This is a genomic window from Bradyrhizobium sp. CB2312 (genome assembly GCF_029714425.1).
GTDB lineage: Bacteria > Pseudomonadota > Alphaproteobacteria > Rhizobiales > Xanthobacteraceae > Bradyrhizobium.
The window spans coordinates 9,394,515-9,421,076 of the sequence record NZ_CP121668.1; the positions used below are offsets into that span (position 1 = coordinate 9,394,515).

At 63.9% G+C, this 26,562-nt stretch carries 22 protein-coding genes and 2 pseudogenes; 13 read left to right on the forward strand and 11 right to left on the reverse strand.

From position 1 onward, the window contains the following. Nucleotides 1-267: 267 nt before the first annotated feature. Nucleotides 268-2,856 carry a CHAT domain-containing protein gene (locus tag QA642_RS44750; protein ID WP_283082509.1) on the reverse strand — a complete coding sequence of 863 codons (2,589 nt, stop codon included), beginning with the start codon at nucleotides 2,854-2,856 and terminating at the stop codon, nucleotides 268-270. A 72-nt stretch (nucleotides 2,857-2,928) separates the two neighbouring features. Next, nucleotides 2,929-3,663, reverse strand: a complete 735-nt coding sequence (locus tag QA642_RS44755; protein ID WP_283082510.1) for a DUF2470 domain-containing protein — start codon at nucleotides 3,661-3,663, stop codon at nucleotides 2,929-2,931. 240 nt (nucleotides 3,664-3,903) lie between these two features. Between QA642_RS44755 and QA642_RS44760 the strand changes: the two genes are divergently transcribed. The 5 genes and pseudogenes from QA642_RS44760 (at nucleotide 3,904) to QA642_RS44780 (ending at nucleotide 7,975) form a co-directional block, all read left to right on the forward strand. Beyond that, entirely contained in the window at nucleotides 3,904-4,605 is a 702-nt protein-coding gene (locus QA642_RS44760; RefSeq protein ID WP_008542552.1) for a response regulator transcription factor, read from the forward strand. A 203-nt stretch (nucleotides 4,606-4,808) separates the two neighbouring features. Further along, nucleotides 4,809-6,605, forward strand: a complete 1,797-nt coding sequence (locus QA642_RS44765; protein ID WP_283082511.1) for a sensor histidine kinase — start codon at nucleotides 4,809-4,811, stop codon at nucleotides 6,603-6,605. Continuing rightward, a pseudogene (locus QA642_RS44770) lies at nucleotides 6,602-7,069 on the forward strand (HPr kinase/phosphatase C-terminal domain-containing protein). Before QA642_RS44765 ends, QA642_RS44770 begins: the two are co-directional and overlap by 4 nt. A gap of 190 nt (nucleotides 7,070-7,259) precedes the next feature. Beyond that, nucleotides 7,260-7,661, forward strand: a complete 402-nt coding sequence (locus QA642_RS44775) for a PTS sugar transporter subunit IIA (RefSeq protein WP_024339151.1) — start codon at nucleotides 7,260-7,262, stop codon at nucleotides 7,659-7,661. Then, entirely contained in the window at nucleotides 7,658-7,975 is a 318-nt protein-coding gene (locus tag QA642_RS44780; RefSeq protein ID WP_283082512.1) for an HPr family phosphocarrier protein, read from the forward strand. The genes QA642_RS44775 and QA642_RS44780 overlap by 4 nt, the downstream gene beginning before the upstream one ends. Before the next feature lie 125 nt (nucleotides 7,976-8,100). Here the strand turns inward: QA642_RS44780 and QA642_RS44785 are convergent, their stop codons facing one another. After that, entirely contained in the window at nucleotides 8,101-9,726 is a 1,626-nt protein-coding gene (locus tag QA642_RS44785) for a glycosyltransferase family 39 protein (protein WP_283082513.1), read from the reverse strand. A 114-nt stretch (nucleotides 9,727-9,840) separates the two neighbouring features. Here QA642_RS44785 and lepA point away from each other — a divergent pair, with 114 nt between their 5' ends. Beyond that, a complete protein-coding gene (gene lepA / locus QA642_RS44790) occupies nucleotides 9,841-11,652 on the forward strand; it encodes a translation elongation factor 4 (RefSeq protein ID WP_283082514.1) in 1,812 nt (603 codons plus the stop codon). 827 nt (nucleotides 11,653-12,479) lie between these two features. Next, nucleotides 12,480-13,310, forward strand: coding sequence for a sulfite exporter TauE/SafE family protein (locus QA642_RS44795; RefSeq protein WP_283082515.1), 831 nt, complete (start codon nucleotides 12,480-12,482; stop codon nucleotides 13,308-13,310). A gap of 188 nt (nucleotides 13,311-13,498) precedes the next feature. Here the strand turns inward: QA642_RS44795 and QA642_RS44800 are convergent, their stop codons facing one another. Genes QA642_RS44800 through QA642_RS44810 form a run of 3 tightly spaced genes read right to left on the reverse strand, consistent with a single transcriptional unit; the run spans nucleotide 13,499 to nucleotide 16,565 of the window. Continuing rightward, nucleotides 13,499-14,527 carry a hypothetical protein gene (locus tag QA642_RS44800; RefSeq protein WP_283082516.1) on the reverse strand — a complete coding sequence of 343 codons (1,029 nt, stop codon included), beginning with the start codon at nucleotides 14,525-14,527 and terminating at the stop codon, nucleotides 13,499-13,501. After that, on the reverse strand, nucleotides 14,482-15,729 hold the full coding sequence (locus QA642_RS44805; RefSeq protein ID WP_283082517.1) for a hypothetical protein: 1,248 nt from the start codon (nucleotides 15,727-15,729) through the stop codon (nucleotides 14,482-14,484). Before QA642_RS44805 ends, QA642_RS44800 begins: the two co-directional genes overlap by 46 nt. Further along, the gene (locus QA642_RS44810; RefSeq protein WP_283082518.1) at nucleotides 15,726-16,565 is read right to left on the reverse strand and encodes an MBL fold metallo-hydrolase; all 840 of its coding nucleotides are present in this window, start codon (nucleotides 16,563-16,565) and stop codon (nucleotides 15,726-15,728) included. The genes QA642_RS44805 and QA642_RS44810 overlap by 4 nt, the downstream gene beginning before the upstream one ends. On the opposite strand from QA642_RS44810, the gene QA642_RS44815 reads away from it, so the two are divergent. Then, nucleotides 16,564-16,764, forward strand: a complete 201-nt coding sequence (locus QA642_RS44815; RefSeq protein WP_283082519.1) for a hypothetical protein — start codon at nucleotides 16,564-16,566, stop codon at nucleotides 16,762-16,764. The two genes, QA642_RS44810 and QA642_RS44815, sit on opposite strands and share 2 nt — an antisense overlap. 88 nt (nucleotides 16,765-16,852) lie before the next feature. Here QA642_RS44815 and QA642_RS44820 read toward each other — a convergent pair whose 3' ends face one another. Both QA642_RS44820 and QA642_RS44825 read right to left on the reverse strand, forming a co-directional pair. After that, nucleotides 16,853-17,386, reverse strand: a complete 534-nt coding sequence (locus QA642_RS44820; protein ID WP_283082520.1) for a hypothetical protein — start codon at nucleotides 17,384-17,386, stop codon at nucleotides 16,853-16,855. A 151-nt stretch (nucleotides 17,387-17,537) separates the two neighbouring features. After that, a complete protein-coding gene (locus QA642_RS44825; RefSeq protein WP_283082521.1) occupies nucleotides 17,538-18,374 on the reverse strand; it encodes a hypothetical protein in 837 nt (278 codons plus the stop codon). A 319-nt stretch (nucleotides 18,375-18,693) separates the two neighbouring features. On the opposite strand from QA642_RS44825, the pseudogene QA642_RS44830 reads away from it, so the two are divergent. From QA642_RS44830 to QA642_RS44840, 3 genes and pseudogenes are all read left to right on the forward strand, one after another. Next, nucleotides 18,694-20,131: pseudogene (locus QA642_RS44830) on the forward strand (IS1182 family transposase). A 148-nt stretch (nucleotides 20,132-20,279) separates the two neighbouring features. Beyond that, a complete protein-coding gene (locus QA642_RS44835) occupies nucleotides 20,280-22,052 on the forward strand; it encodes a tetratricopeptide repeat protein (RefSeq protein WP_283082522.1) in 1,773 nt (590 codons plus the stop codon). A gap of 222 nt (nucleotides 22,053-22,274) precedes the next feature. Further along, nucleotides 22,275-22,469, forward strand: coding sequence for a hypothetical protein (locus QA642_RS44840; RefSeq protein WP_283082523.1), 195 nt, complete (start codon nucleotides 22,275-22,277; stop codon nucleotides 22,467-22,469). Between the two features lie 49 nt (nucleotides 22,470-22,518). Here QA642_RS44840 and pip read toward each other — a convergent pair whose 3' ends face one another. From pip to QA642_RS44855, 3 genes are all read right to left on the reverse strand, one after another. Then, the gene (pip, locus tag QA642_RS44845; protein WP_283082524.1) at nucleotides 22,519-23,472 is read right to left on the reverse strand and encodes a prolyl aminopeptidase; all 954 of its coding nucleotides are present in this window, start codon (nucleotides 23,470-23,472) and stop codon (nucleotides 22,519-22,521) included. Between the two features lie 148 nt (nucleotides 23,473-23,620). Further along, nucleotides 23,621-24,715, reverse strand: a complete 1,095-nt coding sequence (locus QA642_RS44850; protein ID WP_283082525.1) for a serine hydrolase — start codon at nucleotides 24,713-24,715, stop codon at nucleotides 23,621-23,623. Nucleotides 24,716-25,019: 304 nt separating this feature from the next. Next, on the reverse strand, nucleotides 25,020-25,709 hold the full coding sequence (locus QA642_RS44855; protein WP_283087110.1) for an aspartate/glutamate racemase family protein: 690 nt from the start codon (nucleotides 25,707-25,709) through the stop codon (nucleotides 25,020-25,022). Nucleotides 25,710-25,879: 170 nt separating this feature from the next. Here QA642_RS44855 and QA642_RS44860 point away from each other — a divergent pair, with 170 nt between their 5' ends. Both QA642_RS44860 and QA642_RS44865 read left to right on the forward strand, forming a co-directional pair. Next, complete coding sequence (locus QA642_RS44860) at nucleotides 25,880-26,089, forward strand: hypothetical protein (protein WP_283082526.1); 210 nt, start codon at nucleotides 25,880-25,882, stop codon at nucleotides 26,087-26,089. Between the two features lie 128 nt (nucleotides 26,090-26,217). Continuing rightward, the gene (locus QA642_RS44865; RefSeq protein WP_283082527.1) at nucleotides 26,218-26,454 is read left to right on the forward strand and encodes a hypothetical protein; all 237 of its coding nucleotides are present in this window, start codon (nucleotides 26,218-26,220) and stop codon (nucleotides 26,452-26,454) included. The last annotated feature ends 108 nt before the right edge of the window (nucleotides 26,455-26,562 follow it).

Here is a 26,562-nt window from a genome sequence, read left to right on the forward strand (position 1 = left end):
ACCCGCGACACTCAGCGCGGCCAAGCTTTGGCACCATCGCGGTCACCGTTAATAATAGACCATCCGGCCTCGGCTGGGCGACCTAATACTGATGAACGCTGGCGTTGCCAAGCTGATCCCGCAGGATTTGGTTTATTCAAGGACCGCGCCAAACGTCGCGCATGTCAGCTCTGAGCAGGCGCATCATAAAATCGCAAATGATCGCGCAACCAAATGCGTATTTCGGCGTTGTCCGAGGTTTTTGCGATGCACAACCTCGCATGCGGCCTATCGTACCTCTCCTTCGCCGATGAGTGCGAACGGTCCCCACATGGCGGGGTAGGCATTGCGCGGTGACGAAGCGTCATCAACGTAGGTTAACATCGCGCGGCGCAAGGCTTCGGCTCGCCCGATCCTTGGTTCGTTTTTGAGCAGCTCGAAAGTCGACGTGGTCAGGCGGGTGGCAGCTTCCGAGTCCACCGCCCAATGCGAGACCAGCAGCGCGCGGGCGCCGGCATAGAAGAACGCGCGCGCCAGCCCCGACAACGCCTCGGCACCGGGCTTGTCGCCGGCGATCGTGTTGCACGCCGACAGCACCACCCAATCCGCATTGAGCTTGAGCTGGGCGACCTCGCTCGCGGTCAACAAGCCGTCGTCGAGGTCGGTGGGCTGATCGGGAATGGAGAGCGCAAGCGAAGGCTCACCCAGTCCCTTGATGTCGCCGGCAACGAGGCCGTGAGTGGCGAAGTAGATGATGCTGTATTGAGCAAGCGCTGCACGCTTCAGCGTCGTCTCGCTGGCGTCGCGGCCGAGATGGATGTCGGCATCGGTGGCACCGACATCCTTCGCCACCGCGTTCAACTCGTCGGCGGTGTCGGGCAGTTGCGGCAGCGCTTTTGCAAGCTGCGCGCGATCGACGCCGGCACCGCGCCAAAAGTCGGTATAGGCGATGGTCGCAATGTTGCGCGCGGCGACCTTGCCGCTTGCGGCGCGCCGATCGGCCGGGCCTTCCAGCGCCGGGTTGAACACGGGATCGCCAAAGCCGGTCATCGGCTTGACGCCCTGATCCCGTCGCGCAACCGCGCGCAGGGATTTCAGGCTGATCACCGATGGCAGCACCGACACCGCCTGACGCCGCAGCAGCCAGGCGGCGCTGCGATAGCCTTCGAGCGTGTCCGGGATCGCAGCTTGCGGCTTCTCCGTGACCAGCAGGTGAAACGGCAACGCGGTGAGCGCCGCCGATGGCACCACCAGCAGGTTGCGCTTGTCTTTCGTCAGCGCCTCGACCGGGCCGAGCAGCGCGACATAGAGCTCGTTAGCAAGCGCGAGGTCGAACAGCCCCGATTTGCCGGAGCCATCGCGCGCCTTGCCGACGTCGAGACCCCTGCGGAATGCGGTGACCTTTTGCGTCAGCGCGTCCGCACCGACCGGAATCTCCTTCCAGTCGACGCCCTCACGCGTGATCGCGATGACATAGCTCTGCTTGTCGACGACGGAGTAGAGCACCATCGCCTCGTCGGCAGACAGCAAAGGCTGGATGTCCTTCAACGTCAGCGGCAGCGGATTGGACAGCGAGGCATAGTCGGGAAACTCGACCGCGAGCGTCTTCTGCAAGCCCGCACGTTCCTTCGCGATCGCAGCGATCCGCGCGCGGCTGCGCTGCTCGGCGGCGAGGTCGCGCTGGGCGGATTGCTTCGACACCGCGCTGACGATCGCCTTGTCGAGCGCTTCGGTCTCGGCCGCGAGGTCCTGGTCCTTGCGCACGAGCTCGGCGAGCCGGTCGCTGCCTGCGGCGAGCCGGACCGCAAGCTTGTTCAGGGCGGAGGCGGCGGAGGATTGCGTGCCGCGCTGGATCGCGGCCAGCGCCTCGTCCAGCGCCTTGTCGTCCGCCAGCAGGGATTGCTGGCGCGCGGCGAACAGGATCGGCAATACCACACGCAGTTGCGCGCGGTTGGCCGCGAGGGTCTTTTCGGCGAGCGGCAGCGCATCGGCCGTTCGTCCCGACACCTGAAGGAAGGCGGCGAGATTGCTGGTCGAGGTCGCGACATCGGGATTGTCCGGCCCGAGCGCGCGCTCGCGGATCGCGAGCGCGCGGCGATAAAGCGGCTCGGCCTCGGCATAGCGCTGCTCGTGCTGATAGAGCCCCGCGAGGTTGTTCAGCGAGCGAGCCACGTCCGGATGATCCGGTCCAAGCACCTTCTCGCGGATTGCGAGCGAGCGCTTGATCGGCGCTTCGGCCTCGGCATCGCGGTTGAGATCGCGGTCGACCTGGCCGATGTTGTTCAGGACCGTGGCGACCGCAGGATGCTCGGGCCCTCCGACTTTCTGATAGATCGCGAGCGCACGCTGGAACAACGGCTCGGCCTCGGCCTGCCGTTCCTGCTTCACATAGAGCGTGGCGAGATTGTTGAGGGCCCGGCCGACATCGGGATGCTCGCGCGACACGCCCTTTTCGCTGACGGCCAGCGCGCGCTTGAACAGCGGCTCGGCTTCAGCGAAGCGGCCCTGGCGCTGATAGAGCGCGGCGAGATTGGTCAACTCCGCCGAAAGCAGCGGCGTTTCGAAGCCGAGCGACTTTTCCATCAGCGCGATGGCGCGCTTGTAGAGCGGCTCGGCGAGATCATCCCGCCCCTGACCGGCATAGACCTGGCCGAGATTGTTGAGCGCGGCGGCGAGCTCGCGGCCGTTGTCACTCTCCAGGCGCGCGGCCATGCCTTGCGCGAGCGGCAGCGCTTCCGAATATTTGCCGGCACTGATGAGCGCGCTGATCCGCGCGCTTTCCGCGGCAAGGCCTTTCTGAGCAAGACCGGGGGTGGCAAGCGATATCGTGGTCGCGAGCGCCAAACCCGCAACCAGCGTCAAACGACGGCGTGTCATGAACCCTCTCGCGGCCGAACCATTACGGTCTTGGGTCGCAGCGATGGGGGGCAGCGTTCAAATCGTTGCGCTTCAGTCCACCTTTATGCGCGCTTCCCCAGCGAGGCGGACCAGCATCTTGCGCAGGCCCGTGCCGTCGGTCACGCGCTCCGGAAAATCCAGCCGAAGCGCCGTCTGGCCGTCCTGCATGTCGAGACCCTCGGGGTCGCAGCCGGTGCAGCGCCAGTCGCCGGCGGGGGCGCCGAGGAGCTTTGTTGCATAGAGACCCATGGCATCGCGATGGTCGGCATTCATGTGCTCGACGGCTCCCTCCTCCGCGGCCAGCAGATCCTCGGCGCCCGCGAGGTCGGTGAGGAACTGTTCGGGCTTGAGGTCGACGATCCGGCCGAAACCGGCAACCAGATGGGTTCCCGTCGGGCGGATCCGGAAGAAGGAGAAATCCTTAAACGAAACAAAAGCTTCCGCGGACGGATGGGCCTTGAGATACCGTCGCTGGAGGAGGTCCTTGTCCGCCCCGGCCGCTTCGGCCCGGCCCGACAGCATGATCCGGGCACCCTCCAGGGGATCGCCGGCGGCACGCTCGTCCAGCATCAGGGAGACCCGGCTATCGGCCAGGATGTTCCTGGTGTGCACGGCCAGACCCGAGATCAGCAGGATCGGCGAGCCATCCGGGTGGCTCGCCAGATTGACCAGGGAACAATAGGGATCGCCGGAGCCTGCCATCAACGTTGCGAGAGCGCCCTGCCGCGAGCGCCGCAGCAGCGATTTGGCGAGCTTTTCGGGAGCGAAATCGGGGGTGGGTTGCATCGGCTTTCTCGGCTCAGGTGGTTGCAAGGTGGGTCTTTTTTCGGGTAAACGGGGGTCTGGTTATGGGTCGAGATGCGGCGAATCTGCCGTGTTTCGTGGAACTTGGTCACACTTCAGCCCAGCTTGCATTGCTCGGTGACAAGGTTCGTACGCCACTTCGGCACCCATGTATGCGGCGCATCACTGGATTGCTCGCCGTTTCAAGCCACGACCCAAACGGAAAGCAGAAAGCAGAGGCTCATGCCCACAATCGCTTTGGTCGACGACGACCGCAACATTCTCACATCCGTCTCGATCGCGCTGGAAGCCGAAGGCTACCGCATCATGACCTACACCGACGGTGCCTCCGCGCTTGACGGCTTCCGCACCACTCAGCCCGATCTTGCCATCCTCGACATCAAGATGCCGCGCATGGACGGCATGGAGACGCTGCGCCGCCTGCGCCAGAAGTCCGACCTGCCGGTGATCTTCCTGACGTCCAAGGACGAGGAGATCGACGAGCTGTTCGGCCTCAAGATGGGCGCCGACGATTTCATCCGCAAACCGTTCTCGCAGCGCCTCCTGGTCGAGCGCGTCAAGGCGGTGCTGCGCCGCTCGGCGCCGAAGGACCCGACCGTCGCGCCGAAGGAGAACGACGCCAAGGCGCTCGATCGCGGCCTTTTGCGCATGGACCCCGAACGTCACACCTGCACCTGGAAGAACGAGCCGGTGACGCTGACCGTCACCGAATTCCTGATCCTGCAGGCGCTCGCGACCCGGCCCGGCGTGGTGAAGAGCCGCAACGCGCTGATGGATGCGGCCTATGACGACCAGGTCTATGTCGACGACCGCACCATCGACAGCCACATCAAGCGGCTGCGCAAGAAGTTCAAGGTGGTCGACAACGAGTTCGAGATGATCGAGACGCTGTACGGCGTCGGCTACCGTTTCAAGGAAGCCTGAGACTCAGCGCGCCTTCGCGAAAGATTGAGAGCATCGCCGGTTCTCGTTGCATCGGGACCGGGATCGCTCCAAGGCGCGATCGGAACGGCGCTTTGGATTGTTGCTTGAGGATGATCCTTCCGGAAAACCGCTGCACACTTTTCCGGATCATGTTCTAGGATGCGAGGACCCTTCGCACGAGATGCCTAACGCGGGCGTAAGCATTGCTTGACCGAACGCAGCCTGACGAGAACCAGAACGCCGGGGATATCGGATCCAACGGCGTTCCGGAGCACGTTGCCGACGACAAGCCGGCCGCGCAGGGCTGGCGGCCGCTGAACTGGCTGAAGCGCGCCGGGCAGTTCTTTTTCGCGCTGTCCTTCTCGAGCCTGACCCGCCGCATCGTCTCGCTCAACCTCGCCGGCCTCGTCGCGCTGGTGGCGAGCATCCTGTACCTGTCGCAATTCCGCGCCGGCCTGATCGACGCGCGCGCGCAGAGCCTGCTGGTGCAGGGCGAGATCATCGCCGGCGCGATCGCGGCCTCCGCGACCGTGCAGACCAACGCCATCACCATCGATCCCGACCGCCTGCTCGACCTCAAGACCGGCGACAGCTATGGCGGGACCGACGATTCGCTCGATTTCCCGATCAACCCGGAGCGCGTGGCGCCGGTGTTGCGCACGCTGATCTCGCCGACCAAGACCCGCGCCCGGATCTTCGATCCCTACGGGACGTTGCTGCTCGACAGCCGTGACCTCGACAACGTGCTGAGCTTCCCGCTGCCGCCGCCGTCGCAGAAGCCGGGCCTCGTCGAACGCGGCATGGTCGCGATCCGCACCTGGCTGAACCGCGGCGACCTGCCGCTGTATCGCGAGCTCGGGCGCGAGAACGGCAATGGCTATGCGGAAGTGAGCGACGCGCTCCAGGGGCAGAAGCGCTCGATGGTGCGGGTCAATTCGCGCGGCGAGGTGATCGTCTCGGTCGCCGTGCCCGTGCTGCGCTCCCGTGCCATCCACGGCGCGCTGATGCTCTCGACCCAGGGCGACGAAATCGACCAGATGGTGACCGCGGAGCGCCTCGCCATCCTGAAAGTCGGCGGCGTCGCCGCCGCCGTCATGATCATGCTGTCGCTGCTGCTGGCGAGCACGATCGCCGGGCCGGTGCGCCGGCTCGCCGACAGCGCCGAGCGCGTCCGCCGGCGCATCAGGGCCCGCATCGAGATTCCCGACTTCACCCGCCGCCGCGACGAGATCGGCCACCTCTCCGGCGCGCTGCGCGACATGACCAGCGCGCTGTACAGCCGCATGGAGGCGATCGAGATGTTCGCCGCCGACGTCGCCCACGAATTGAAGAACCCGCTGACCTCGCTGCGCTCCGCGGTCGAGACGCTGCCCCTGGCGCGCAACGAGAACAGCCGCGCGCGCCTGCTCGAGGTGATCGAGCACGACGTCAAGCGGCTCGACCGCCTGATCTCCGACATCTCCGACGCCAGCCGTCTTGATGCCGAGCTCCAGCGTCAGGATGCGATCCCGGTCGATTTGCGCCGCCTGCTGACGACGCTCGTCTCCGTCGCCAACGAGACCAAGCTCGGCCACGATGTCGCGGTCGAGACGCGGTTCGAGGGCCGCGGTCCGACCGACACCTTCGCCGTGACCGGCCACGATTCGCGGCTGGGACAGGTGGTCTCCAACCTGCTCTCGAATGCGCAGTCGTTCTCGGAAGCCGGCAACAAGGTGCGCCTCACCTGCCGCCGCGTGCGCTCCGAGATCGAGATCGTGGTCGACGATGACGGCCCCGGCATCCGCGACGACGCGCTGGAGCGCATCTTCGAGCGCTTCTATACCGACCGGCCGCATCAGGGCTTTGGCCAGAACTCCGGCCTCGGGCTGTCGATCTCCAAGCAGATCGTCGATGCCCATGGTGGACGAATCTGGGCCGAGAACCGTGCGGGCCCGGTGGACGAGGACGGCGCACCGACCGTCGCCGGCGCGCGCTTCGTGGTGAGACTGCCGGCGCTATGAGCGACGGCGGGCCCAGCATTCACGCCTCCGCAGTCAAGGTCGGGACTCTGGCGGTGCTGATCCGCGGTCCCTCGGGCTCCGGCAAGTCGCGTTTGGCCTTCGATTTGATTCTGGCAGGGCGATCAGGCGTCGTCGAACGCGCCATTCTGGTCGGCGACGACCGTGTCCATCTGGCGACAGTCGGCCAGGAAATTGAAGTCCGCCCCGCGCCGACTCTGGCCGGCCTCATCGAGATCCGGGGCCTCGGAATCCGACGCTGCGACTTCGTGGAGCGTGCGACCGTCGGCCTCGTGGTCGATCTGGACGCCGAGGACGCCGAACGGCTGCCTCGGGCCGAATCGTTGAAAACCAGCATTTTTGGTGTCGAAATACCGCGAATCCCCGTGGGCCGCGACTATTCGCCCCTCCCTTTGGTTGTTGCGGGCTTGACCACTACCAAGAGTTAACCTTCTGCTAAGCCCTGAGGCGATTGTTTGAAGGGAAATGGTAACCATATGAACCCCACTATCGCGGCCGAGTAGACCGGCGCAGCTCCCCTCATCCATCCGTCTAGATTCAGGGAGATACGCAACATCCCCTCTTGCGCGGGGGCTCTGGATGGTCAAAGTGGCGCGTTCGTGCGGTGCACCAAAAGCGCCCGCGAGGAGTTTTCCGATGATTGGTCTAGTACTTGTGACCCACGGGCGCCTTGCCGATGAATTCAAGGCAGCGCTTGAGCATGTCATGGGCCCACAAAAGCAAATCGAAGCGATCACGATCGGCGCCGAAGATGATTCCGATCTCTGCCGAAGCGACATCATCGAAGCGGTTAACCGCGTCGATTCCGGCGACGGCGTTGCGATCCTCACCGACATGTTCGGCGGCACGCCGTCCAACCTTGCGATTTCCTGCATGAGCCGGCCCAAGGTCGAAGTGCTCGCGGGCATCAACCTTCCCATGCTGGTGAAGCTTGCCAAGGTGCGCGAAGAGCGTTCGCTGCCCGACGCGATCGCGATGGCCCAGGAAGCGGGCCGCAAATACGTCACCATCGCCAGCCGCGTGCTCGCCGGCAAATGAGCGAAGAGGCGCCACAAGCGGGGACGGGCGTGCCCGCGAGCGCGATTTCCAAAGAGCTTCTGATCATCAACAAGCGCGGACTGCATGCCCGCGCTTCCGCGAAATTCGTCCAGGCAGTCGAGCGTTTCGACGCGCAAGTCTGGGTGACGCGCGGCGGCGAGACCGTCGGCGGCACCTCGATCATGGGCCTGATGATGCTCGCTGCCGGGCCTGGCACGACGATCACCGTGGCGGCGGCGGGAGCGGAAGCGGAAGCCGCGTTGGCGGCGATCACCGAGCTCGTTGAGAGCAAGTTCAACGAGGAAGGGGTCTGAGCCACGCGCTCAGTTCCGTAGGGTGGGCAAAGGCGCGACGCGCCGTGCCCACCATTTCTCGATAATCGCAACAGTTGGTGGGCACGCTTCGCTTTGCCCACCCTACGGCACCGACAACGTCGCAATCACTTCGCCGGCGGGGCGATGTAGATGTTCCAGCTCATCGACGGGCCGGCCTTGCCGTGGGTGAAGCGGCGCGTGGTCATCACGATGCGCTCGGCGTTCGGTGCGACCTCGGAGACCCATTTCTCGAACGCCGGCAGGCGGCCGTCGGTCGGGTCGAACACGCCGATGAAGCCGTACTTTTTGACGTCGTCGCGCGAGGTCAGCCCGGAATCCCAGGCCTCTAGGGGCAGCAGCGCTGACGGATGATCCTGGCTGTAGAACACCAGCGGCTGGATCTGTTCCATCGTGCCGGCCACGACGGCCCAGCGCGAGCCGAAGCGGGTGTGCCAGGCCTGCGTCAATTCGCGCGCGAGCTCCGAGCGCGCGCCATAGATCGCAGCGTTGCCGGCATTGGCCGCCATCTCGCGCGCGGCGATCCAGGGCGAAGCCATGAGCGTGGCGATGCTGAGCACGAGCCAGATCGCGGCGATGTTGAACAGCACCGCGCTCTGCACCCGCAGCGCGGGGATCGCAACCAGCGCCAGCGGCACCAGGAAGAACAGCGAGATGCCCCAGTCCGTCTTCATGTAGATGCTGAAGGCCAGCGCGCCGAGCGGCGGGCCGACCGCGACGATGATCTGGACGATCCAGACATTCAGCGCCTGCGAAACATTGACGCCTGGATTTTTGCCACGCGCCCAGGCCCGCGTGACGATGCGGAGCGGCGCGCGCGCAAGCAGCTTGAGCCACGGCGGCACCAGCACCATCGCCAGTGCGGCGAGCGCCACGGGCAGCGCCAACAGGGCGACGTTGTGCAAGGCATAGCCGGCCACGAGCTGATGCACGAGGCCAGCGTCCTCGAGGCTGTAGGTGTCGCCGGCATAGGTCAGCGGCACGAAATGCGCCTCCGCCAGCCAGACGACGTGCGGGATCATCGCCACCACCATCGTCGCGATCCCCACCCACGGCGCCGGCGACAGCAGAAATTTCATGCGCTCCGGATGGATCAGCGCGGCAAGGCCGATGGCGCCGATCATGGTCAGCACCCAGTATTTGGTCATCAGCGCCAGCGCGCCGGCAAGACCGAGCCAGACGCCGGATTGCCACGTCCGCTTCTCGAAGGCGTTGAGATAAGCGAGCACCAGCAGCGGCAGCGTGACGAGCTGGAGCAAATCCGCGTTGTACTTGAAACCCTTGAAATTGAAGATCGGGTAGAGCGCGACCATCACCACGACCAGGAACGCGCGCCGCGCATCCACCACGCGCAAGGCGGCCAGCCAGCAGATCACCATGCCGACGCCGTCGGTCGCCATCGCCAGCGCATAGGTCGCCCAGTCCGCCGCCGGGAACACCTTGAACCAGAGCCCGGCGACCCAGCCCGACAGCGGCGGGTGCTTGCCGTAACCCCAGAGGAATTGCTGGCCCCAACCATAGGCTTCTGCGACGTCCATATGAACGTCCTGCGCTGCCTTGAGATTGATCAGGATCAAGGTCCAGAGCACCGCATGCAGGATGGCGAACTGGATCACCAGCCCCAGCCGCGCCTCCGGGCGGATCGCGCAGGCGACCAGCCAGGACCGGAAACGGTTGTAGCTCAAGCGGGTCTTCGCCCGCGCTCTGGCCGTGGGAAGAGAGGTGGTCGACATGGCCCGCTTGCTAGCGCGTTTTGGCCCCGCTTGGAATCAGCTTGGCGTGAACAAAGACCCTGAAAATACAGCAATATGGTTGCCGCACGGGGATGTGAGTGGTATCCCGCGCCCATGACGACCGTCCCCATTTCCAACATCCGCAATTTCTCCATCGTCGCCCATATCGACCATGGCAAATCGACGCTGGCCGACCGCCTGATCCAGATGACCGGCGGCCTCTCCGACCGCGAGATGGCGGGCAAGGAGCAGGTGCTCGATTCCATGGACATCGAGCGCGAGCGCGGCATCACCATCAAGGCGCAGACGGTGCGCCTGTCGTACCGCGCCAAGGACGGCAAGGATTACATCTTCAACCTGATGGACACGCCCGGCCATGTCGACTTCGCCTACGAAGTCTCGCGGTCGCTGGCGGCCTGCGAGGGTTCCCTGCTCGTCGTCGACGCCAGCCAGGGCGTCGAAGCGCAGACCCTCGCCAACGTCTACCAGGCGCTCGACAACAATCACGAGATCGTCCCGGTCCTGAACAAGGTCGACCTGCCCGCGGCCGAGCCGGAGAAGATCAAGCAGCAGATCGAGGACGTCATCGGCATCGATGCCTCGGACGCGGTGATGATCTCGGCCAAGACCGGCCTCGGCGTTCCCGACGTGCTGGAAGCCATCGTCACCCGCCTGCCGCCGCCGAAGGGCGATCGCGACGCGACGCTCAAGGCGCTGCTGGTCGACAGCTGGTACGACGTCTATCTCGGCGTCGTCGTGCTGATCCGCGTCGTCGACGGCGTCATGAAGAAGGGTAGCCGCGTGCGCATGATGGGCACGGGCGCGGCCTACGACGTCGAGCGCGTCGGCTTCTTCACGCCGAAGATGCAGCAGGTCGAGGAGCTCGGCCCCGGCGAGATCGGCTTCATCACCGCCGCGATCAAGGAAGTCGCCGACACCCGCGTCGGCGACACCATCACCGACGACAGGAAGCCGGTCGCGGACATGCTGCCGGGCTTCAAGCCGGCGATCCCCGTGGTGTTCTGCGGCCTGTTCCCGGTCGATGCCGACGACTTCGAGACGCTGCGCGCCGCGATGGGCAAGCTGCGCCTCAACGATGCCAGCTTCTCCTTCGAGATGGAAACCTCGGCCGCGCTCGGCTTCGGCTTCCGCTGCGGCTTCCTTGGCTTGCTCCATCTCGAGATCATCCAGGAGCGGCTGTCGCGCGAGTTCGATCTCAACCTGATCGCGACCGCACCGAGCGTCATCTACAAGATGAAGCTCACCGACGGCACCGAGCTCGAGATCCACAATCCCGTCGACATGCCCGACGTGGTCAAGATCGCCGAGATCGACGAGCCCTGGATCGAGGCGACGATCCTCACGCCCGACGAATATCTCGGCAGCGTGCTGAAGCTGTGCCAGGACCGCCGCGGCGCGCAGAAGGAGCTCACTTACGTCGGCTCCCGCGCCATGGTGAAATACGACCTGCCGCTCAACGAGGTCGTGTTCGACTTCTACGACCGCCTGAAGTCGGTCTCCAAGGGCTACGCCTCGTTCGACTATCATCTCACCGACTACAAGCCGGCCGACCTCGTCAAGATGCAGATCCTGGTCAATGCCGAGCCGGTCGATGCGCTCTCGATGCTGGTCCACCGCACCCGCGCGGAGGGCCGCGGCCGCGCCATGGTCGAGAAGATGAAGGAGCTGATCCCGCCGCACATGTTCCAGATCCCGATCCAGGCGGCGATCGGCGGCAAGGTGATCGCGCGCGAGACGGTGCGCGCGCTGCGCAAGGACGTCACCGCAAAGTGCTACGGCGGCGACATCACGCGTAAGCGCAAGCTTCTGGAGAAGCAGAAGGAAGGCAAGAAGAAGATGCGGCAGTTCGGCAAGGTCGACATCCCGCAGGAAGCCTTCATCGCCGCGCTGAAGGTGGACAGCTGAGGCGGGGACAGGCTGTTCTCCGGGCGCGCGAACCGCGCCTCAGACAAAACAGCGAAAACAACCCCATGCACAGTAGCCGCCGCCTTGGCGGGACTACGCTTTTTCGATTTTAGCGAAATCGACTTGACCCGTCGGGCAAAACACTGGCATGATGGCATCATCGCGCCGTGTGGGACGCAGGCGTCCATCCAACGAAAGGGCCCACGATGATCCGGGGCGCTTAGAGCGGTCGAGCCTCGCGTCGTATCCGCTGGCGGCCCAAGCGAGGTCGCAGCAGGCCATTGCCGTCGCCGCCAACGGCCCATCGCGTCCTGGGGACAAGATCTGAAAACAGGCCTCTATGCGCCAGGCGCCATTAGGCGATTTCGATTTCTACGAATCCAATCTGACGCGTCCGGCAAAAGCACCGCTGGGATGGCAGCAGCGCATGGTGTGTGGTGCAGGGTCGTCGGCACGCGACACCTCGACGCGGATGGGCAGGCCTCATCTCGATGTCCAGGCGCAACATCCGATGATCGTTTAGGGGCGTGTACTCATAGAGGCAGCGTCAGCTGCTGATGACCAAGCGGAAAGCATCTGCTCAGGTTAAGCTTTACTGCTTTCGACCCGAAGCGGAAGTCGGCTCGGTCCTGCGAATGTAGGAATGTCCTTCCGGCATGACTTGCCGGGGCCAGTTTGCTGGAGGGGCAACGACCGAAACGGGCTGTTGTTGGACAAGAGCAAGTGACGAATTCAACCCGTCGTCTCTTGGCCGCCTTGATGGGATTCTTGACCGAGTTAAAGTGGCACATTCCACGGCCGTAGCCGGCCAACTGACGGTTGCCTCAATGCGGGAACTCCTGTTCTTCGTCCTGTCGAGCTTCTGGGCGGGCACCGCGCATGCGGCGACGCCGGGTCACGGCAAGACGATCGCGGCCGCCTACATCGTTGGCGCGCGCGGCAAGCCGATCGACGCGGTGATCCTGGGAATTTTCGTCACGCTGTCCCACACCAGCGGAATCGTGCTGGTCGGCGTGCTCGCCTCACTCGGCTCGACCTGGCTCCGGCCGCAGCGCACCGAAGCCTACCTGGCGGTCGCGGTCGGCATCCTGGTGATCGTGCTCGGCCTATGGATGCTGTGGACGCAGCGCGATCTGGTGGCGCTCGCGATGGGCGAGCCAGGCGATGTCGCCAATCGAGCGGATGCTCATGCGCAGGACCATGCTCACGATCACGCGCATGACGCGGCTCACGACCACCCGCCTGGCCATGGGCACGGCGAGCCTGTGGTCTGGCACAGCCACGGATTCGGCAAGGTGCACGCCCACCGGCTGGATGTCGTGGCCGAAAACCGTCCGAAACTCCCAGTGCTGCTGGCGCTGGGTATTGCGGGCGGCCTACTCCCCGATCCAGCCGCGCTCGCGCTGCTGCTCGGCGCGCTGTCGAGCGGAAAAGTCCTCCTAGGCCTAATCACCGTCTTGGTGTTCAGCCTCGGCTTCGCGGCAACGCTCGTGGTGGTGGGCATCGTTGCCGCGAAGGTCGGCGAGAAGGTGCTCGACTGGCTGGCCAGCATCTGGATGATCCGCCTTCAGATCGCCACCAGCCTGCTGATCGTCGGCATGGGCGTGGTGCTGACCATCCGCGCGGTGTCCGAGCTGGCAGCGCTGCCGGCGGGCTGATTCCGTAATTCGCACCACCTAAAGCGCGATGAGATTAGGATTGATCGTCATCGCGCTTTAGGTTGTTGTTTGAGCATGATCTTTTCGGAAAACCGCTGCGCACATTTCCGGATCATGCTCTAGCGGCACATCCTACTGGGTTTGCCGCGAGCACCATAGAAACTCCAAATCCACCTTGAAATCCACTGTTACCGCGCACCCGCATACCTGGCCGGCAGCATGCCGACATATCCGCTAATGTCGGCGTACCAGACATTGCCGTTGCGATCGACCGCAACACTGAACGGCCGGGCGTTGTCGCGGGGAAGCGCAAAGGCCGTGATGCGGCCGTCGCGCAACCGCCCAAGGCTTGCACTGCGCATCATGCCGAACCAGACGTCATCGTTGGGAGCTACGGCAATGCCACTGAGGCCTGCATTTTCGCGAGCCGCCTCGACATCCCAGAATTGTCCATCCTTGAAGCGCCCGATGCGATTGGCGCGGAACTGCAGAAACCACACCGAGCCGTCGGAGCCGACGGCAACATCCGTCGGTACGGCGCCGCGGCGCGGGAGATCGATTGTCCGGCTGGTCCCGTCGGCGGCGAGGTTGAGCAGCTGGTTGCCGTTCTGCAGCGTCGCCCATATGCCGCCGTCGGCCGTCGCGGCGACCCCATAGGGTCCGCCGCGTGCGGAATCGATCTGGTGGCGGGTAAAGACGCCGTCCTTCAGCCGGGTCACGCCATAGCCGGTCGGCTCGGCGAACCAGGCCGCGCCGTCGGGCGCGAGCGTCAGCCGTCCGGGGCGCGCAATCGGGGTGTCCAACGCGAATCGTGCGATCTCGCCGGCGCTGCTGACGCGCGCGATGGCGCGTCCGGCGAGGTCGGTGTACCAGGCGCTGCCGTCAGCGGCGACCGCCAGGCCAAGGGGCTCGACGTTGCGGTTTGTCGTCGGCAGCCGCTCGAGGCGGCCGTCGCGCAGACGGCCGATCGCATCGGCATGGTCGATGGTGAACCAAATGCTGCCGTCGGCGCCCGCTGCAATCGCGATCGGCGCATCCTGCGGCTCGCTCATGCGGTACTCGACGAATTTTTGCACCGGCACGGCGCGCATCATGAGAAACGCGACTCCAGCCAACACCGCGATGCCGAGCACCCCGGCTGATATTCGCAGCATCAGCGGCCATGCGCGGATCATCGCGGCGAATGTGTGGTGGCGCGCCGGCGCGACAGGTGCCACGCCGCGAGAACGCCGCCGATCAGCATCAGCACACAGAACGAGAGCCCGCCGGCGAGGCTGATCGGGTCGATGCGCGCCAGCAGGTTGCCGCCTTCGACGGCAGTTCGCCAGACTTCGGCATAGGGCATCAGCGAGAACACCGCGTAGATCACACCCGCATCGTTCGGATCGCGGGCGAGCGGCCCGGCCTCGATATGGATCGGAAGGTTGTCTTCTTTTGGCGCCCAGGTTTGACCGCCGTCCTCGCTGCGATAGACGCCACGATCGGAGGAGACCACGAGCGTGGTTGCGTCGGCACTCGCCGCGATTCCGCGCACCCTCGCTCCCGCCAGAGGCAGCGAACGTCCGACGGAATGCCAATCGGCGCCGAGGTTATCGCTGACGACGATCCGGCCGCCTGCCGCCGCCCAAATGCGTTGCGGCCGCGTCGCATCGGCCGCGATCATGTCGACCGGCGCATCCGCGCCGCCAAAACCGGTATTGCGCCAGTTGCGCCCTCCATCGTCGCTGATCATCGCCCGGCTGTCGATCACGGCCGCCAGAAGTTCGGCCGATCCCGGGATCGCCACTAGCGCCGTCATCTCGCTCGTTTGCGACAATCCGGGCACGACGGCAAAGCTGCGGCCGCCATCCTGGCTCGCGAACAGCCGGCTGCGGCCGAGCAGATAGAAGCGATCCTTCGCTGCCCCCGCGACCAGCGCCCGCGCAGGGATCGCGGAAGAAGGCGCTTCGGCGCGCCGCCAGCCGTTCTGGTCACGAAGAAAAACGCCGCTGGTGGCCGCACACATGGCCAGTTCACCGTCCGGCGAGAAGGCGAGCGCAAATACCGCGCCGATGATGACGCCGGGCCCCTCCGGCACCCAGCTGCGCCCGCCATTGCGCGAACTCAGGATACCGAGATCGGTGCCGACCACCAGGTGCGATGAATCGCGTGGATCGACAGCAATGACGAGCGCAGCATTGAGAAACAGACCGACATCCGCATTGAGCCAAGCCGCGCCGAGATCGCGGGAACGAAACACGCCACCATAGCTGCTCGCATCATGCGACGACGCACTGCCGGACAGCAACATGCAGGCGAGCGCGAACGCCAACTGACGCACCCATAGGGCCAACTGGCGCAACCCGATCTGCTTTTTTCCAGCTTCGATAAGAAGCGGTCGGGCTGGGAAGGCTGGTCCCACCCCGAGCACACCATTCATGGCTTGCGCGATTTCTCACCCGGCGCCAGCGCAATTTCGGCCATCCGTCCGCCGTTCAACGCGACCCAGGAATTCTTCGTCAGCGGATATTTGTCGGTGTAGCTCAGCGGCTCGTGGGCGGCGACGCAGTTGTTGTATCCGCCGGTGATCTTGTAGCACTTCTCGTAGGAGAGAAACTGCTGGACCGTGTCGGTCTGCTGCACGTTCGCCGTCATCCAGTCGCGGATGCCCTCGTAGGACGAGAACGCATCGGAGCCGAAGACCAGCTTGCCGATGCTGGTCGGCACCTCGAGCAGCTGCGAGCCGGCGGTATGGGCGCGGAACGCCGGATGAATCCGCACGCCCGGCAGAATCTCCATCTCGCCGTCGACGATCACCGCCTTGCCCTTCAGCACCTTGCCGTAGACTTCCTCGATGGTGAGCGGCATGTAGCCGCAAGCAGGCGTACGATTGCAGCCGCCGGGATCGGAGTTGACCGCCCGGATGTGCGGCTCTGGATAGTTGAGCGCCCACTCGATCGCCTTGAGTTCCTCGCGCTGGACGTAGAGTACGGCATTAGGCAGGTCGGACAATTGGCCGGCGTGATCCCAGTGGGCGTGGCCGATCACCACCTTGGTGACGTCGGCGGCATTCAAGCCGAGAACCTTCAACTGGTCCGGCAGCGGAGCCCAGTGCTCCGACCCGGTCATCTTCAGATAGTCCTGCTGCTTCCAGCCGGTATCATACAGGATCAACTCGGTGCCGCACTTGATCACGCCGATGTTGACCGGGAGATCGACGCTCGGAATGTTGCTCTCCGGCTTGGTACTGCCGGGCACGAAAGCACGATCCGGCATGAACGATCCGAACGGGACGTTCATGAAACGGCTACTCTCGATCAGCCATGCCGAACAGACCGGTTGCTGGGCTTGTGCAGCCGCGCTGAACAGGCACGCCAGCCCCGCCATCATTGCGGCCCACGCGAACGGACGGGTTCGTAACGCACGCTTTCTCATTGTCTTCCTCCCTGCAGCTTCTTTGAGCTTTCCTGATTGAGATTGGACTGCGCTTATCTCTTCACCCGCGATTCGATGGCCTTATCTTGTCTCGATGTGAACCGGCCTCCACTTCAGCCGAAAACGCTTCAATGCGGCTTGTATTGTCCCGGCCACAGCACTTCGCCGACGCGCAGCATGTCTTCGGAAGCCTTCACATCCATGCGGTGGGCGTCGCCGAGATGTTGCGCGTCGCCATCCTCGGTGAATTTCAGTATTTCGGCGGCGGCGTTAGCGTAGAGCGCCATGGCGCTGACATATTGCGCTTGCGTCCCGGACAGCGACGGCGGCGCATTCATGGTGCGGACCTGCGCTTCGGCGGCATGGAAGAATTTCGCCAGCGGCTCGATCTTTCGTGCGAACGCGTGTGGGTCCCGATCGTCGGTCTGATAGGAGATGCCGGCAAAGCTCATCGCTACCGCCGACCGGGTTGCCTCCCGGTGGAGGGCCCACAATTCTGTCGCGAAGCGTTCCTCGTCCGCGGTCAACGCCGGCGGCTGGGTTTTCTCGGCTCGTGCTCCGCTGGTTTGCGCCGTGGGTTCCACCACCGACCGCGGCCGGATCTCGTGCAGCCACGCGGCACCGGTGGTTGCTGCGAGCGCCACAACGACGCCGGCCAGCAACAACGGCCGCCTACCGGGCATGCCGATCGTCCGAATGGCGTATCCTCCATTCTACTTGTTGTTGCGACACTGTATCTCTCGGTTTCCCCGATGGTCAACCGAAACAGGTCTTGCGGAAACGCATGTTGCCGCTGATGTCGTGCGCCAGCCGTCAGCGCGGTTCCCAACTCGGCGCGTCGGTGAACAGGCCGCCTTCGGCAAAGCCGATGGCATAGATCAGGATCACTCCGAAGACGAAGCTGATCAGGCCCGACGCCACACGGAGCCGCCAATTGAATTTCGGCAAATTAACGGCGGTGAACGCGAACGGCGCTGACAAGATCAGCGTGATCAGCATCATACCGACCACAGTGCCGAGCCCGAACAGCAGCAAATAGCCAAGCGCTGCGACCGGTTCGCGGATGATGGACAGCACCATCAGGGCTGCGGCGGCCGATCCTGCAAGACCGTGCACGAGACCGACCACGAACGGTCGCAGCCACTGATAGACCGCCATTCGCCCAAACGCACTGCGGTCGAGCTGCGCCAGCGGCGTCTGGTCTTCGGCGTGCCCGTGCGCATCCGAGTCATGACCGTGTGGGTGCGTGTGCACGTAGTCGCCATGCGCATGCAGGTGATCGTGAAGATCGTGCGAATGTCCGCCTGGGATACTCGCATGGGCATGGGCTGCGCCGACCGCCCGGCCCATCCCGGTCAAGGTGAGAATGCCGAGCAGGACCAGCATGATGCCGACGGCGAATTCCATCGACAGACCGAGCTTTGGCGGGATCACGACCCCGAATACGATGATCGCCGCGCCGACCGCCATCACCGTCATTGTGTGCCCGATGCCCCAGGCGGCGCCGATCAGCGCCGAGCCCGCCATGCTGCGCTCGCGACTGACGATCGTGGCAATGGCGACCACGTGGTCGGCGTCGGTCGCATGCCGCATCCCGAGGAAAAAACCGAGAAACAGGAAGGACACAACGTTCAGGGCAGTTCCGGTCATTGCGCACGTACCAAAATGGCGACCCCCGTCCATTATTAAACAGCATTTAGACCCAACACCAAATTCCCCTATGCGCGTGCGCCCGTGACATGGCCGCGGTGCGGGGCATGCCAGCCGACCCCGCGTGCTCTTGGAACAGGATGTCCCGAGCTATGGTCCTGGCCCCAAGCTGAACACCGCGAGAGCCGTCGCGACGTCTGCTGTCTGAGGGAGGCCGGACGCCGCCCCACAGATAAGCTGACGCCCGCTTTTGACCCTGGCTGTGTGAAAACGCTGTGCCGCTGCTATGATTCTCCGGTGATTCTTTTTGGGGGAATCGATGAGGCGCTTCGTTGAGGAGGCGGATCGTGGGCAATGCACGCTGTTGCCGGAATGCCTCGATGATTTCATTGACGAGAGTAATCCTGTCCGTGTGATCGATGCGTTTGTCGATGCGCTCGATTTGGCCGAGATGAGCTTCGAGGTTGAGCCGGCGGCGACCGGTCGGCCATCGTACCATCCCTCGGTTCTCTTGAAGCTCTACATCTATGGCTATCTGAACCGGGTGCAGTCGAGCCGGCGGCTCGAACGAGAAGCCGGACGCAATGTCGAACTGATGTGGCTGCTGGGTCCGGCTCACTCCCGATCACAAGACGATTGCCGACTTCCGCAAGGACAATGGCCTGGCGCTGCGCAGGGTGTGTGCGCGCTTCGTTGAACTCTGCCGTGGGATGGGTCTCCTGACGACGGCGAGCGTTGCCATCGACGGCAGCAAGTTCAAAGCGGTGAACAACCGGGACAGGAACTTCACCCGGGCGAAGGTGGAGCGGCGACGCTCCCAGCTGGAGGAGAGCGTCGCGCGGTATCTAGGCCAACTTGACACGGCCGACCGGCAGGAGCCGACGGAGGCCCTGGCCACGAAGGTGACGAGGCTTACCGAAAAGCTGACGAAGCTGAAGGAGGAAATGGGCAAGCTTGCCGCTTACGAGAAGCAGATGCTTGCATCGCCTGACCAGCAAATCTCCTTGACTGATCCCGATAGCCGCTCGATGGCGACGAGCGGCCGCGGCTCCGGCGTCGTCGGCTACAATGTGCAGGTCGCCGTGGATACCGAGCACCATCTGATTGTGACCCATGAGGTAACGAACAGCGGCTCAGATCGGGCTCAACTGGCCAATATGGCAAAGCAGGCGAAAGAAGTGCTCCAGACCGATGCGCTCGAGGCCGTTGCCGATCGCGGCTACTTCAGCAGCGTGGAGATCCTCGCGTGCCACGAGGCCGGCATCACGGTAACTCTGCCCAAGCCACAGACGTCGGGTGCCAAGTCAGATGGGCGCTTCGGCAAGCAGGATTTTGTCTATTTGCCTGAAGAGGACGCCTATCGCTGCCCAGCTGGAGAGCAACTGCCTTATCGCTTCACGAGCGAGGAAGACGGGAAGCGGCTACGGCGCTACTGGACCACGGCCTGTCAAAATTGTTCGCTTAAATCGCAGTGCACGACAGGGCCAGAGCGGCGGATTCCACGATGGGAGCATGAGCATCTGCTCGAGGCTGTGCAGCAGCGTCTCGATGCAAACCCACAAGCCATGCGCCAGCGTCGAGAGACAGTCGAGCATCCGTTCGGCACGATGAAGGCCCGCATGGGAGCGACACACTTCCTCACCAAAACGCTTCCAAAAGTAGCCGCCGAAATGGCACTCTCGGTGCTGGCCTATAATCTGACACGGGTCATGAACATCGTCGGGATCAAGCCGCTGATCGCTGCGATCGGGGCCTGAGACACACGCGGCTCCCCGCTTCCGGGACCGACGCCCTTTGAGATCGTTTTTACACGGCCAAGACCCGGAGCGGACATTGGCCCTAGCCCGAGGGCCACGCCCTATGCTTTGATATGTGCGACGGATCGACCGACCTCGGGAGGCCGTTTTGACCGACAATCGCGTTGAACGACGACTTGCAGCGGTCCTGGCGGCGGATGTCGCTGGTTACTCACGGCTCATGGGGGCTGATGAGGTAGGCACTCTGCGAGCCTTGAAGGCGCATCGTCGCGAGCTGATCGATCCCTCGATTGCCGAGTACAAGGGCCGTATCGTCAAGACCACCGGCGATGGCATGCTTGTCGAATTTGCCAGCGCAGTGGACGCGGTGACATTCGCGATGACCGTTCAAAGCAGCATGCGGGAACGTAACCTCAGTGCCGCTCTACCTGTCACCTTCCGCATCGGCATCAACGTCGGTGACATCATCATCGACGGCGATGACATCTTCGGAGATGGCGTCAACGTTGCTGCCCGTGTTGAAAACGAATGCGAGCCGGGCGGGGTCTATCTCTCCGATGATGCTTTCCGGCAGGTTCAGGGGAAGACGCCGTTTGCCTTCGACGACATGGGTGATAGGTCGCTGAAGAACATCGACCGAGTAGTCCGTATCTACGCGGTGCGGGTCGGCGCAGCGCATCCCGCACCCTCCGACGCGGGTAGGTCGCTGGAGCTATCCAGCCAGCCGCTGCGCCTCCCAGATAAGCCGTCCATCGCTGTCCTGCCGTTCGAGAACATGTCCGATGATCCTGAGCAGGAATACTTTGCCGATGGAATGGTCGAGGAGATCATCACGGCGCTGTCCCGTTTCAAGGCTCTATTTGTCATCGCCCGAAACTCCAGCTTCACCTACAAGGCGCGGGCCGTCGACGTGAAGCAGGTGGGGCGCGAGCTTGGAGTGCGCTACGTATTGGAAGGGAGCGTTCGCAAGGCGGCAAACCGAGTGCGCATCACCGGACAACTGGTCGATACCGCTACTGGAGCACATCTATGGGCCGATCGGTTTGATGGCGGGCTCGGCGACATCTTCGATCTGCAAGACCAGGTGACCGAGAGCGTTGTCTCCGCAATCGCACCAAGATTGTTGCAGGCTGAAATCGAACTGGCGACGCGGCGTCGGCCGGATAACCTCAGCGCTTATGACCTTTATCTCCGAGCCGCAGCGCGGCTTTATTCTTATACCCGCGAGGGCTCAGCGGAGGCGCTCCAGCTGTTGCATCGTGCTTTGCAGATCGACCCCCGGTATGGCGCTACGGCGTCGTTCGCAGCCAGTTGCCACCTTCTCAACATCAGTCACGGATGGGCTGTCGATTGGAAGTCAACGATTGAAGAAGCGACGCGGCTTTCGCGATTGGCGCTAAGTATTGACGAGAATGACGCGGAGGCTTTGGCCATCGCTGGTCGCGCAACGGCTTTCTCCGGAGATACGGACGCTGCTATCGAACTGGTGGACCGGGCGATCGCTCTCAATCCAAATTCCGCCAATGCATGGAACCGAAGAGGCTTGACCTATCGGCATCTTGGGCATCCCGATGAAGCACTCCGAAGTTTTGAGCGCGCCATCCGCCTGAGCCCGGTCGACCCCTGGATTTTCCTGACGTTCACGGGAATGGGGATTGCGTTTATTGACCTTCGGCGCTTCGACGAAGCGGCCACGTTTGCAAGGAAGGCCCTTCGCAAGAACCGCGCTTCTTCGATGGTCTATCGCTGCCTTGCGGCGGCCTCGGCACATCTCGGACGCGAAGCAGAAACGAAAGAGGCAGTTGCCCACATGCTTGAGCTCGAGCCCAATTTTCGCATTGCTGAATGGGTGGCCCGCACCAGTTCGTCAAAGCTCGAGGTATTTATTGACGGGCTGCGCAAAGCAGGACTTCCCGAATGAGTGATACGCGGGTCGTCGGCTCACGCGAGACGAACTTCGACGAAAAGAATTTCGATCGGGATCGTGTGAACGGGAAGCTGCGCGAGTCTCCGGATCCGTGGGAGAAGTCAGCCAAACTCACCGCCGCTGACCTTGGTCTCGCCTAACTGGGCAGCCGGATGGGTTGAGATCTTGCGGAGCCCATCGCCCTGGTATTTTCGTTGGCTCGCCCGATGTAGAAGTTTGAGGGGTTTTGCTTCGCTCTACCCATCCTACGAACTCGGGCCCTGGGCCGACGGGCTCGTGTTCGATAATTTCCAGCACTACACCTGGCTGCACGTCGGCTCCTTCGCGATCGGGCTTGCCGCCGTTGCGGTGGCGCTGAGTTTTCCGACGAGGCGCAGGCCATCGCTCGACCTTGGCCGCGCTGCGGCGTGACGCGGTGACGGACGAGCGAGCCCGGACGATAAGTCCGCAGCCCGCATTCCTACAGCTTCCCGAACTCATCCAGCGCTCGGATCACCAGGGGCATGAACTCATCGCCGCCACCGTGGCCGGCGTCGCCGAGAACATGCAGCCTGCTGGTCGTCCATCGCCTGTGCAGTTGCCAGGCCGTGGACAACGGTCCAGAGACGTCGAAACGGCCGTGAATCAAGGCGCCGGGAATGCCGTTCAGCTTCGTTGCGTCGCGGATCAATCGACCATTCTCGAGAAACGCCGCGTTGCGCCAATAGTGCGTGACGAGCCGGGCAAATCGTAGCCGAAATTCCGCGTCGTCATATCGCGGATTGGGCTGATGTCCCGGTGTCAGCGAGACGTGCGCGTCCTCCCAGAGGCACCATTCCCGCGCGGCTGCATCGCGAACCGCCTCGTCGGCGTCCGCCAGCATGATCGCGTAGGCATCGACGAGCGGGAGGCTGCGCAGACGCCGGGGGACAGCATCGGAAAAGCGCTCCCATTCCCTTGGAAAGATGCGCCCGACATCGTGGGTGATCCACTGCACCTCGTCACGCGATGTCGTGGTCACAAAGCCGAGCACCATCGCTTTCACCCGCCGCGGATGGACTTGCGCGTAGGCAAGGCCGAGCGTGGTTCCCCAGGACAGGCCGAGGATGATCCAGCTTTCGATACCGAGCAGATCGCGCAGCCTCTCGATATCCGCGATCAGGTGGTGGGTAGTATTGCTTGCCAGGTCCGCGCCCGATTCACTTGCAAGCGGAAGGCTGCGACCGGAGCCGCGCTGATCAAGCAGCACGGCCTTGTAGACGTTCGGATTGAAACACCGCCTTTGCCCGATAGAGCAACCCGTGCCAGGACCGCCATGCAGGAAAAGCGCCGGCTTGCCGGTGGGGTTGCCGCAACATTCCCAGTAAATCCGGTGACCATCCCCGACATCCAGCAATCCATGCTCATACGGCTCGATGGGCGGGAACTGAGCCATCGCTTTTTCTCTTGAGTTGGATCGAGGGGACTTTGGGAAGCCTTCCTATCCTATCGCGCGACGCCAGGGCAATTCATTGCCCGAGCTGCCCAAGCACGGCGGACCACAACGCGAGCGGCTCCCTGAGGGCTCCCGGCTCGGACGGCTTCTAGCGAACGGCCGTGTGCACCATGACGAGCTTCGAGGCCGGATCGACCAGGATGACCTGGCCGCGGATGCCGATCAGGGCAAATCTGCGCTGCTCGCCGGGGAGGAGCCAGACCTGATAGCCGTAGCCGAAATAGGGCGTGGCCACGCGCGGCGCGAGATGGCCATCCTCCGGCCTGACGGTCGTGGCATCCAGCAGCCACTGCCGGGGAATCAACTGACGACCGTCCCAGGCGCCGTCGTGTGCGAGCAGCCGGCCCAGACGCGCATAGTCGCGCAAGGTCGCGTTGAAACAGCAGAACGCAATCTCCTGCCCGCCGCTATCGATCGCCCATGAGGCATCCGCTTCAGTGCCGATGGCATTCCAGATCCGGTCGTGGAAATAGTCGGCAACCGGCGTACCCGTGGCGGCGCGCAGGACGAGGCCGAGGATCTCGGTTTCCACGCTGGCATAGTGCCACCGGGTGCCCGGCGGTGCGGTTCTCGTATTGAATTGCGCGACGGCGGCGGCGGGGTCTTTCGTCTCTTCGACGAACAAGGCTCGCCCAAGTCGGGCGATGTCATCGTTCCCGTCATAGACCTCCGAGAATTCGACGCCCGACGACATGTTCAGCAGGGCCCGGATGGAGGTGTTTCCATATTCCTTACCTGCAAGGCCCGGGACGTAGGTTGAGACGAGGTCGTCGATCGACTTGATCCGTCCCTCCGAGACCGCGATCCCGACCAGCATGCCCACCAGCGTCTTGGCCATGGACTGCGAGAGAAAGCGGTCCTGGTCGGTCCGCGCATATTGATAGTGCTCGTACAGGATGGTGTCGTCCCTGGCGATCAGGAGTCCCGTCACCGGGTTGCGCTTGAGATAATCCGCGATGCTCAGCCGCTCGGACCCGAAACTGTAGGCGATCGATGGCTCCGGCGCGCGCTTGAACTGCCAGGGCGTCGTCGCGCGCGCGATCCGACGGGAAGGGTAGATCTCGCCAAAATGGCTGTAGACTCCGACCAGTTGGTCAAGCCGGGCGGTGGTCCCCCGCGTACCGACCGGATAGCCGGACGCCGCGCCGTAAAGCTCGGCATCGGGGCCGCTGTCCGAAAACACCGGCCCCGGCTCGCCGAGAGGGCTTCGGAGGCCCTCTGCGCAAACCAAGGGCGCCGAGAGCGCGGAGGCGAGAATGACAGACGCAAAAAGCCTGCGGCAACTGCGCGGCCTGCAGAGCGCTCCCCAACTCATTGGCCTTCCTCCTCACACCTCGTCGCGTGTGCGCTTGTGAGAACGACTTGCGGGCCGGTGACGAGAGGCATGCTATCACGAGGGGTGGATGGAGTCAGCATGAACACCATAGCCGACGTCGGCCGACATCTCCGTTTCAGATGGCAAACCTCCGGCACCACCGACATCGCCATCACCCGATGGCGAAATCGGCCGCCGTCTCCGCGTGAATCGCGGTCGTGTCGAATGTCTCGACCGTCGTGTCACCCTGCCCGACCAGCATCGTGATCTCGGTGCAGCCGAGGATGATGCACTCGGCGCCCGAGGCGACCAGCGCCGCCATCACGTCCTGATAGCGGCGGCGCGAGGGCTCCGCGGTGACGCCAAGGCACAGCTCGTCGTAGATGATGCGGTTGACGTCGGCGCGCGCGTCTGCGGGAGGAACGAGGACGTCGAGATCATGCGCGCGCAGCCGCTCGATGTAGAAGTCCTCCTCCATTGTGAACTTCGTGCCGAGCAATCCGACGCGCCGGTATCCTTTGGCCCGGATGCGCTCAGCCGTCGCGTCGCCGATGTGGATGAAGGGAATGGTCAGCTTCGACGTGATCTCGGGCGCCAGCTTGTGCATCGTGTTGGTGCACAGCACGATGGCGCGCGCGCCAGCGCTTTCGAGGCGGCGCGCGACCTCGGCAAGGCTGGATGCTGCCTCCTGCCAACGGCCGGCATACTGCATCTGCTTGATCTCCTGGAAATCGTAGGAGTACAGCAGCAGCGGCGCCGAATGCAGCTTGCCCAGCCGATCGCGGACGCGCTCGTTGATGAGCTTGTAATAGAGCGCGGTGCTCTCCCAGCTCATGCCGCCAATCAGGCCAATGGTTCGCATCCTCGTGCCTTTCAAGAAATGTCTCGACCGGATCGTAGACGATGAGAGAGGAGCTCGCCATCACGATGCGGAGCAACGGGTGCATTGAACCCGATCCGGCTTCAACGACACTATCCCCTGCGTAGGGATCGGCCTCGCCCGTTCACGGGCGATACGGCGGAGCATCTGGCATGCGAAAACGAAACTGGCGATTGATTGCGGTGGGCACGGTGCTGCTGGTGCTGGCCGTGCTGTTCTTCCTGTCGATGCGCGACATGACGCTGTGGTCCAATGATCCGGTCGCCCTGATGCGCACGGTCGGGGAGGTCTCCGGCGCCGTCGGCGCCATCAGCCTCGTCATGATCGTGTTCGGCCTGATCGGCCGCAAGGCCCCGGTCTGACCAAGCGTCGTTCCGGAAGGCGGGTCACGGCAGCATCACGCCTCCGCTAGGAACGGAATAACAGGTCGCTGGCGCAAATCTGGATGTCAGAACCGCGCATCTCGCGCGGACGCCATTTGGAGGCCTCGATGATCACCTCGAAGCTGCTGCTTGTGCTCGCCCTCGCATCGACGCTTGGCGCCGCGTCGGCGCAATCGTTCCATCCGGCGGCGGCCGGAAAGGAAACGACCACCCGACCCTGGACGGCGCCGGTCGGTCATCGCCAGCCGCGCGCATCGGACGTTCCCGCGACGACGATGGGACCGCTGGATCAGGAGGATGCTTACATCGACAGCAGGATCGCCGGCATCTGCCGGGGCTGCTGATCGGGGGATTTTGCAGCCGACCTCCACTTCTGAGCCGAGGCGGTCGTCGGCGCTCGCCGCCGCGCTGTCCGCCACTGCCCCCGCAGCGGACGTCGCGGGTAGAGCCTA

Excerpts from the sequence above, each read along its gene's own strand:
- QA642_RS44750 (WP_283082509.1), bottom strand. The coding sequence starts at position 2,856 with ATGACACGCCGTCGTTTGACGCTGGTTGCGGGTTTGGCGCTCGCGACC.
- QA642_RS44755 (WP_283082510.1), bottom strand. The coding sequence starts at position 3,663 with ATGCAACCCACCCCCGATTTCGCTCCCGAAAAGCTCGCCAAATCGCTG.
- QA642_RS44760 (WP_008542552.1), top strand. The coding sequence starts at position 3,904 with ATGCCCACAATCGCTTTGGTCGACGACGACCGCAACATTCTCACATCC.
- QA642_RS44775 (WP_024339151.1), top strand. The coding sequence starts at position 7,260 with ATGATTGGTCTAGTACTTGTGACCCACGGGCGCCTTGCCGATGAATTC.
- QA642_RS44780 (WP_283082512.1), top strand. The coding sequence starts at position 7,658 with ATGAGCGAAGAGGCGCCACAAGCGGGGACGGGCGTGCCCGCGAGCGCG.
- QA642_RS44785 (WP_283082513.1), bottom strand. The coding sequence starts at position 9,726 with ATGTCGACCACCTCTCTTCCCACGGCCAGAGCGCGGGCGAAGACCCGC.
- lepA (WP_283082514.1), top strand. The coding sequence starts at position 9,841 with ATGACGACCGTCCCCATTTCCAACATCCGCAATTTCTCCATCGTCGCC.
- QA642_RS44795 (WP_283082515.1), top strand. The coding sequence starts at position 12,480 with ATGCGGGAACTCCTGTTCTTCGTCCTGTCGAGCTTCTGGGCGGGCACC.
- QA642_RS44805 (WP_283082517.1), bottom strand. The coding sequence starts at position 15,729 with ATGAATGGTGTGCTCGGGGTGGGACCAGCCTTCCCAGCCCGACCGCTT.
- QA642_RS44815 (WP_283082519.1), top strand. The coding sequence starts at position 16,564 with ATGAACGATCCGAACGGGACGTTCATGAAACGGCTACTCTCGATCAGC.
- QA642_RS44810 (WP_283082518.1), bottom strand. The coding sequence starts at position 16,565 with ATGCCGGATCGTGCTTTCGTGCCCGGCAGTACCAAGCCGGAGAGCAAC.
- QA642_RS44825 (WP_283082521.1), bottom strand. The coding sequence starts at position 18,374 with ATGACCGGAACTGCCCTGAACGTTGTGTCCTTCCTGTTTCTCGGTTTT.
- pip (WP_283082524.1), bottom strand. The coding sequence starts at position 23,472 with ATGGCTCAGTTCCCGCCCATCGAGCCGTATGAGCATGGATTGCTGGAT.
- QA642_RS44855 (WP_283087110.1), bottom strand. The coding sequence starts at position 25,709 with ATGCGAACCATTGGCCTGATTGGCGGCATGAGCTGGGAGAGCACCGCG.
- QA642_RS44860 (WP_283082526.1), top strand. The coding sequence starts at position 25,880 with ATGCGAAAACGAAACTGGCGATTGATTGCGGTGGGCACGGTGCTGCTG.
- QA642_RS44865 (WP_283082527.1), top strand. The coding sequence starts at position 26,218 with ATGATCACCTCGAAGCTGCTGCTTGTGCTCGCCCTCGCATCGACGCTT.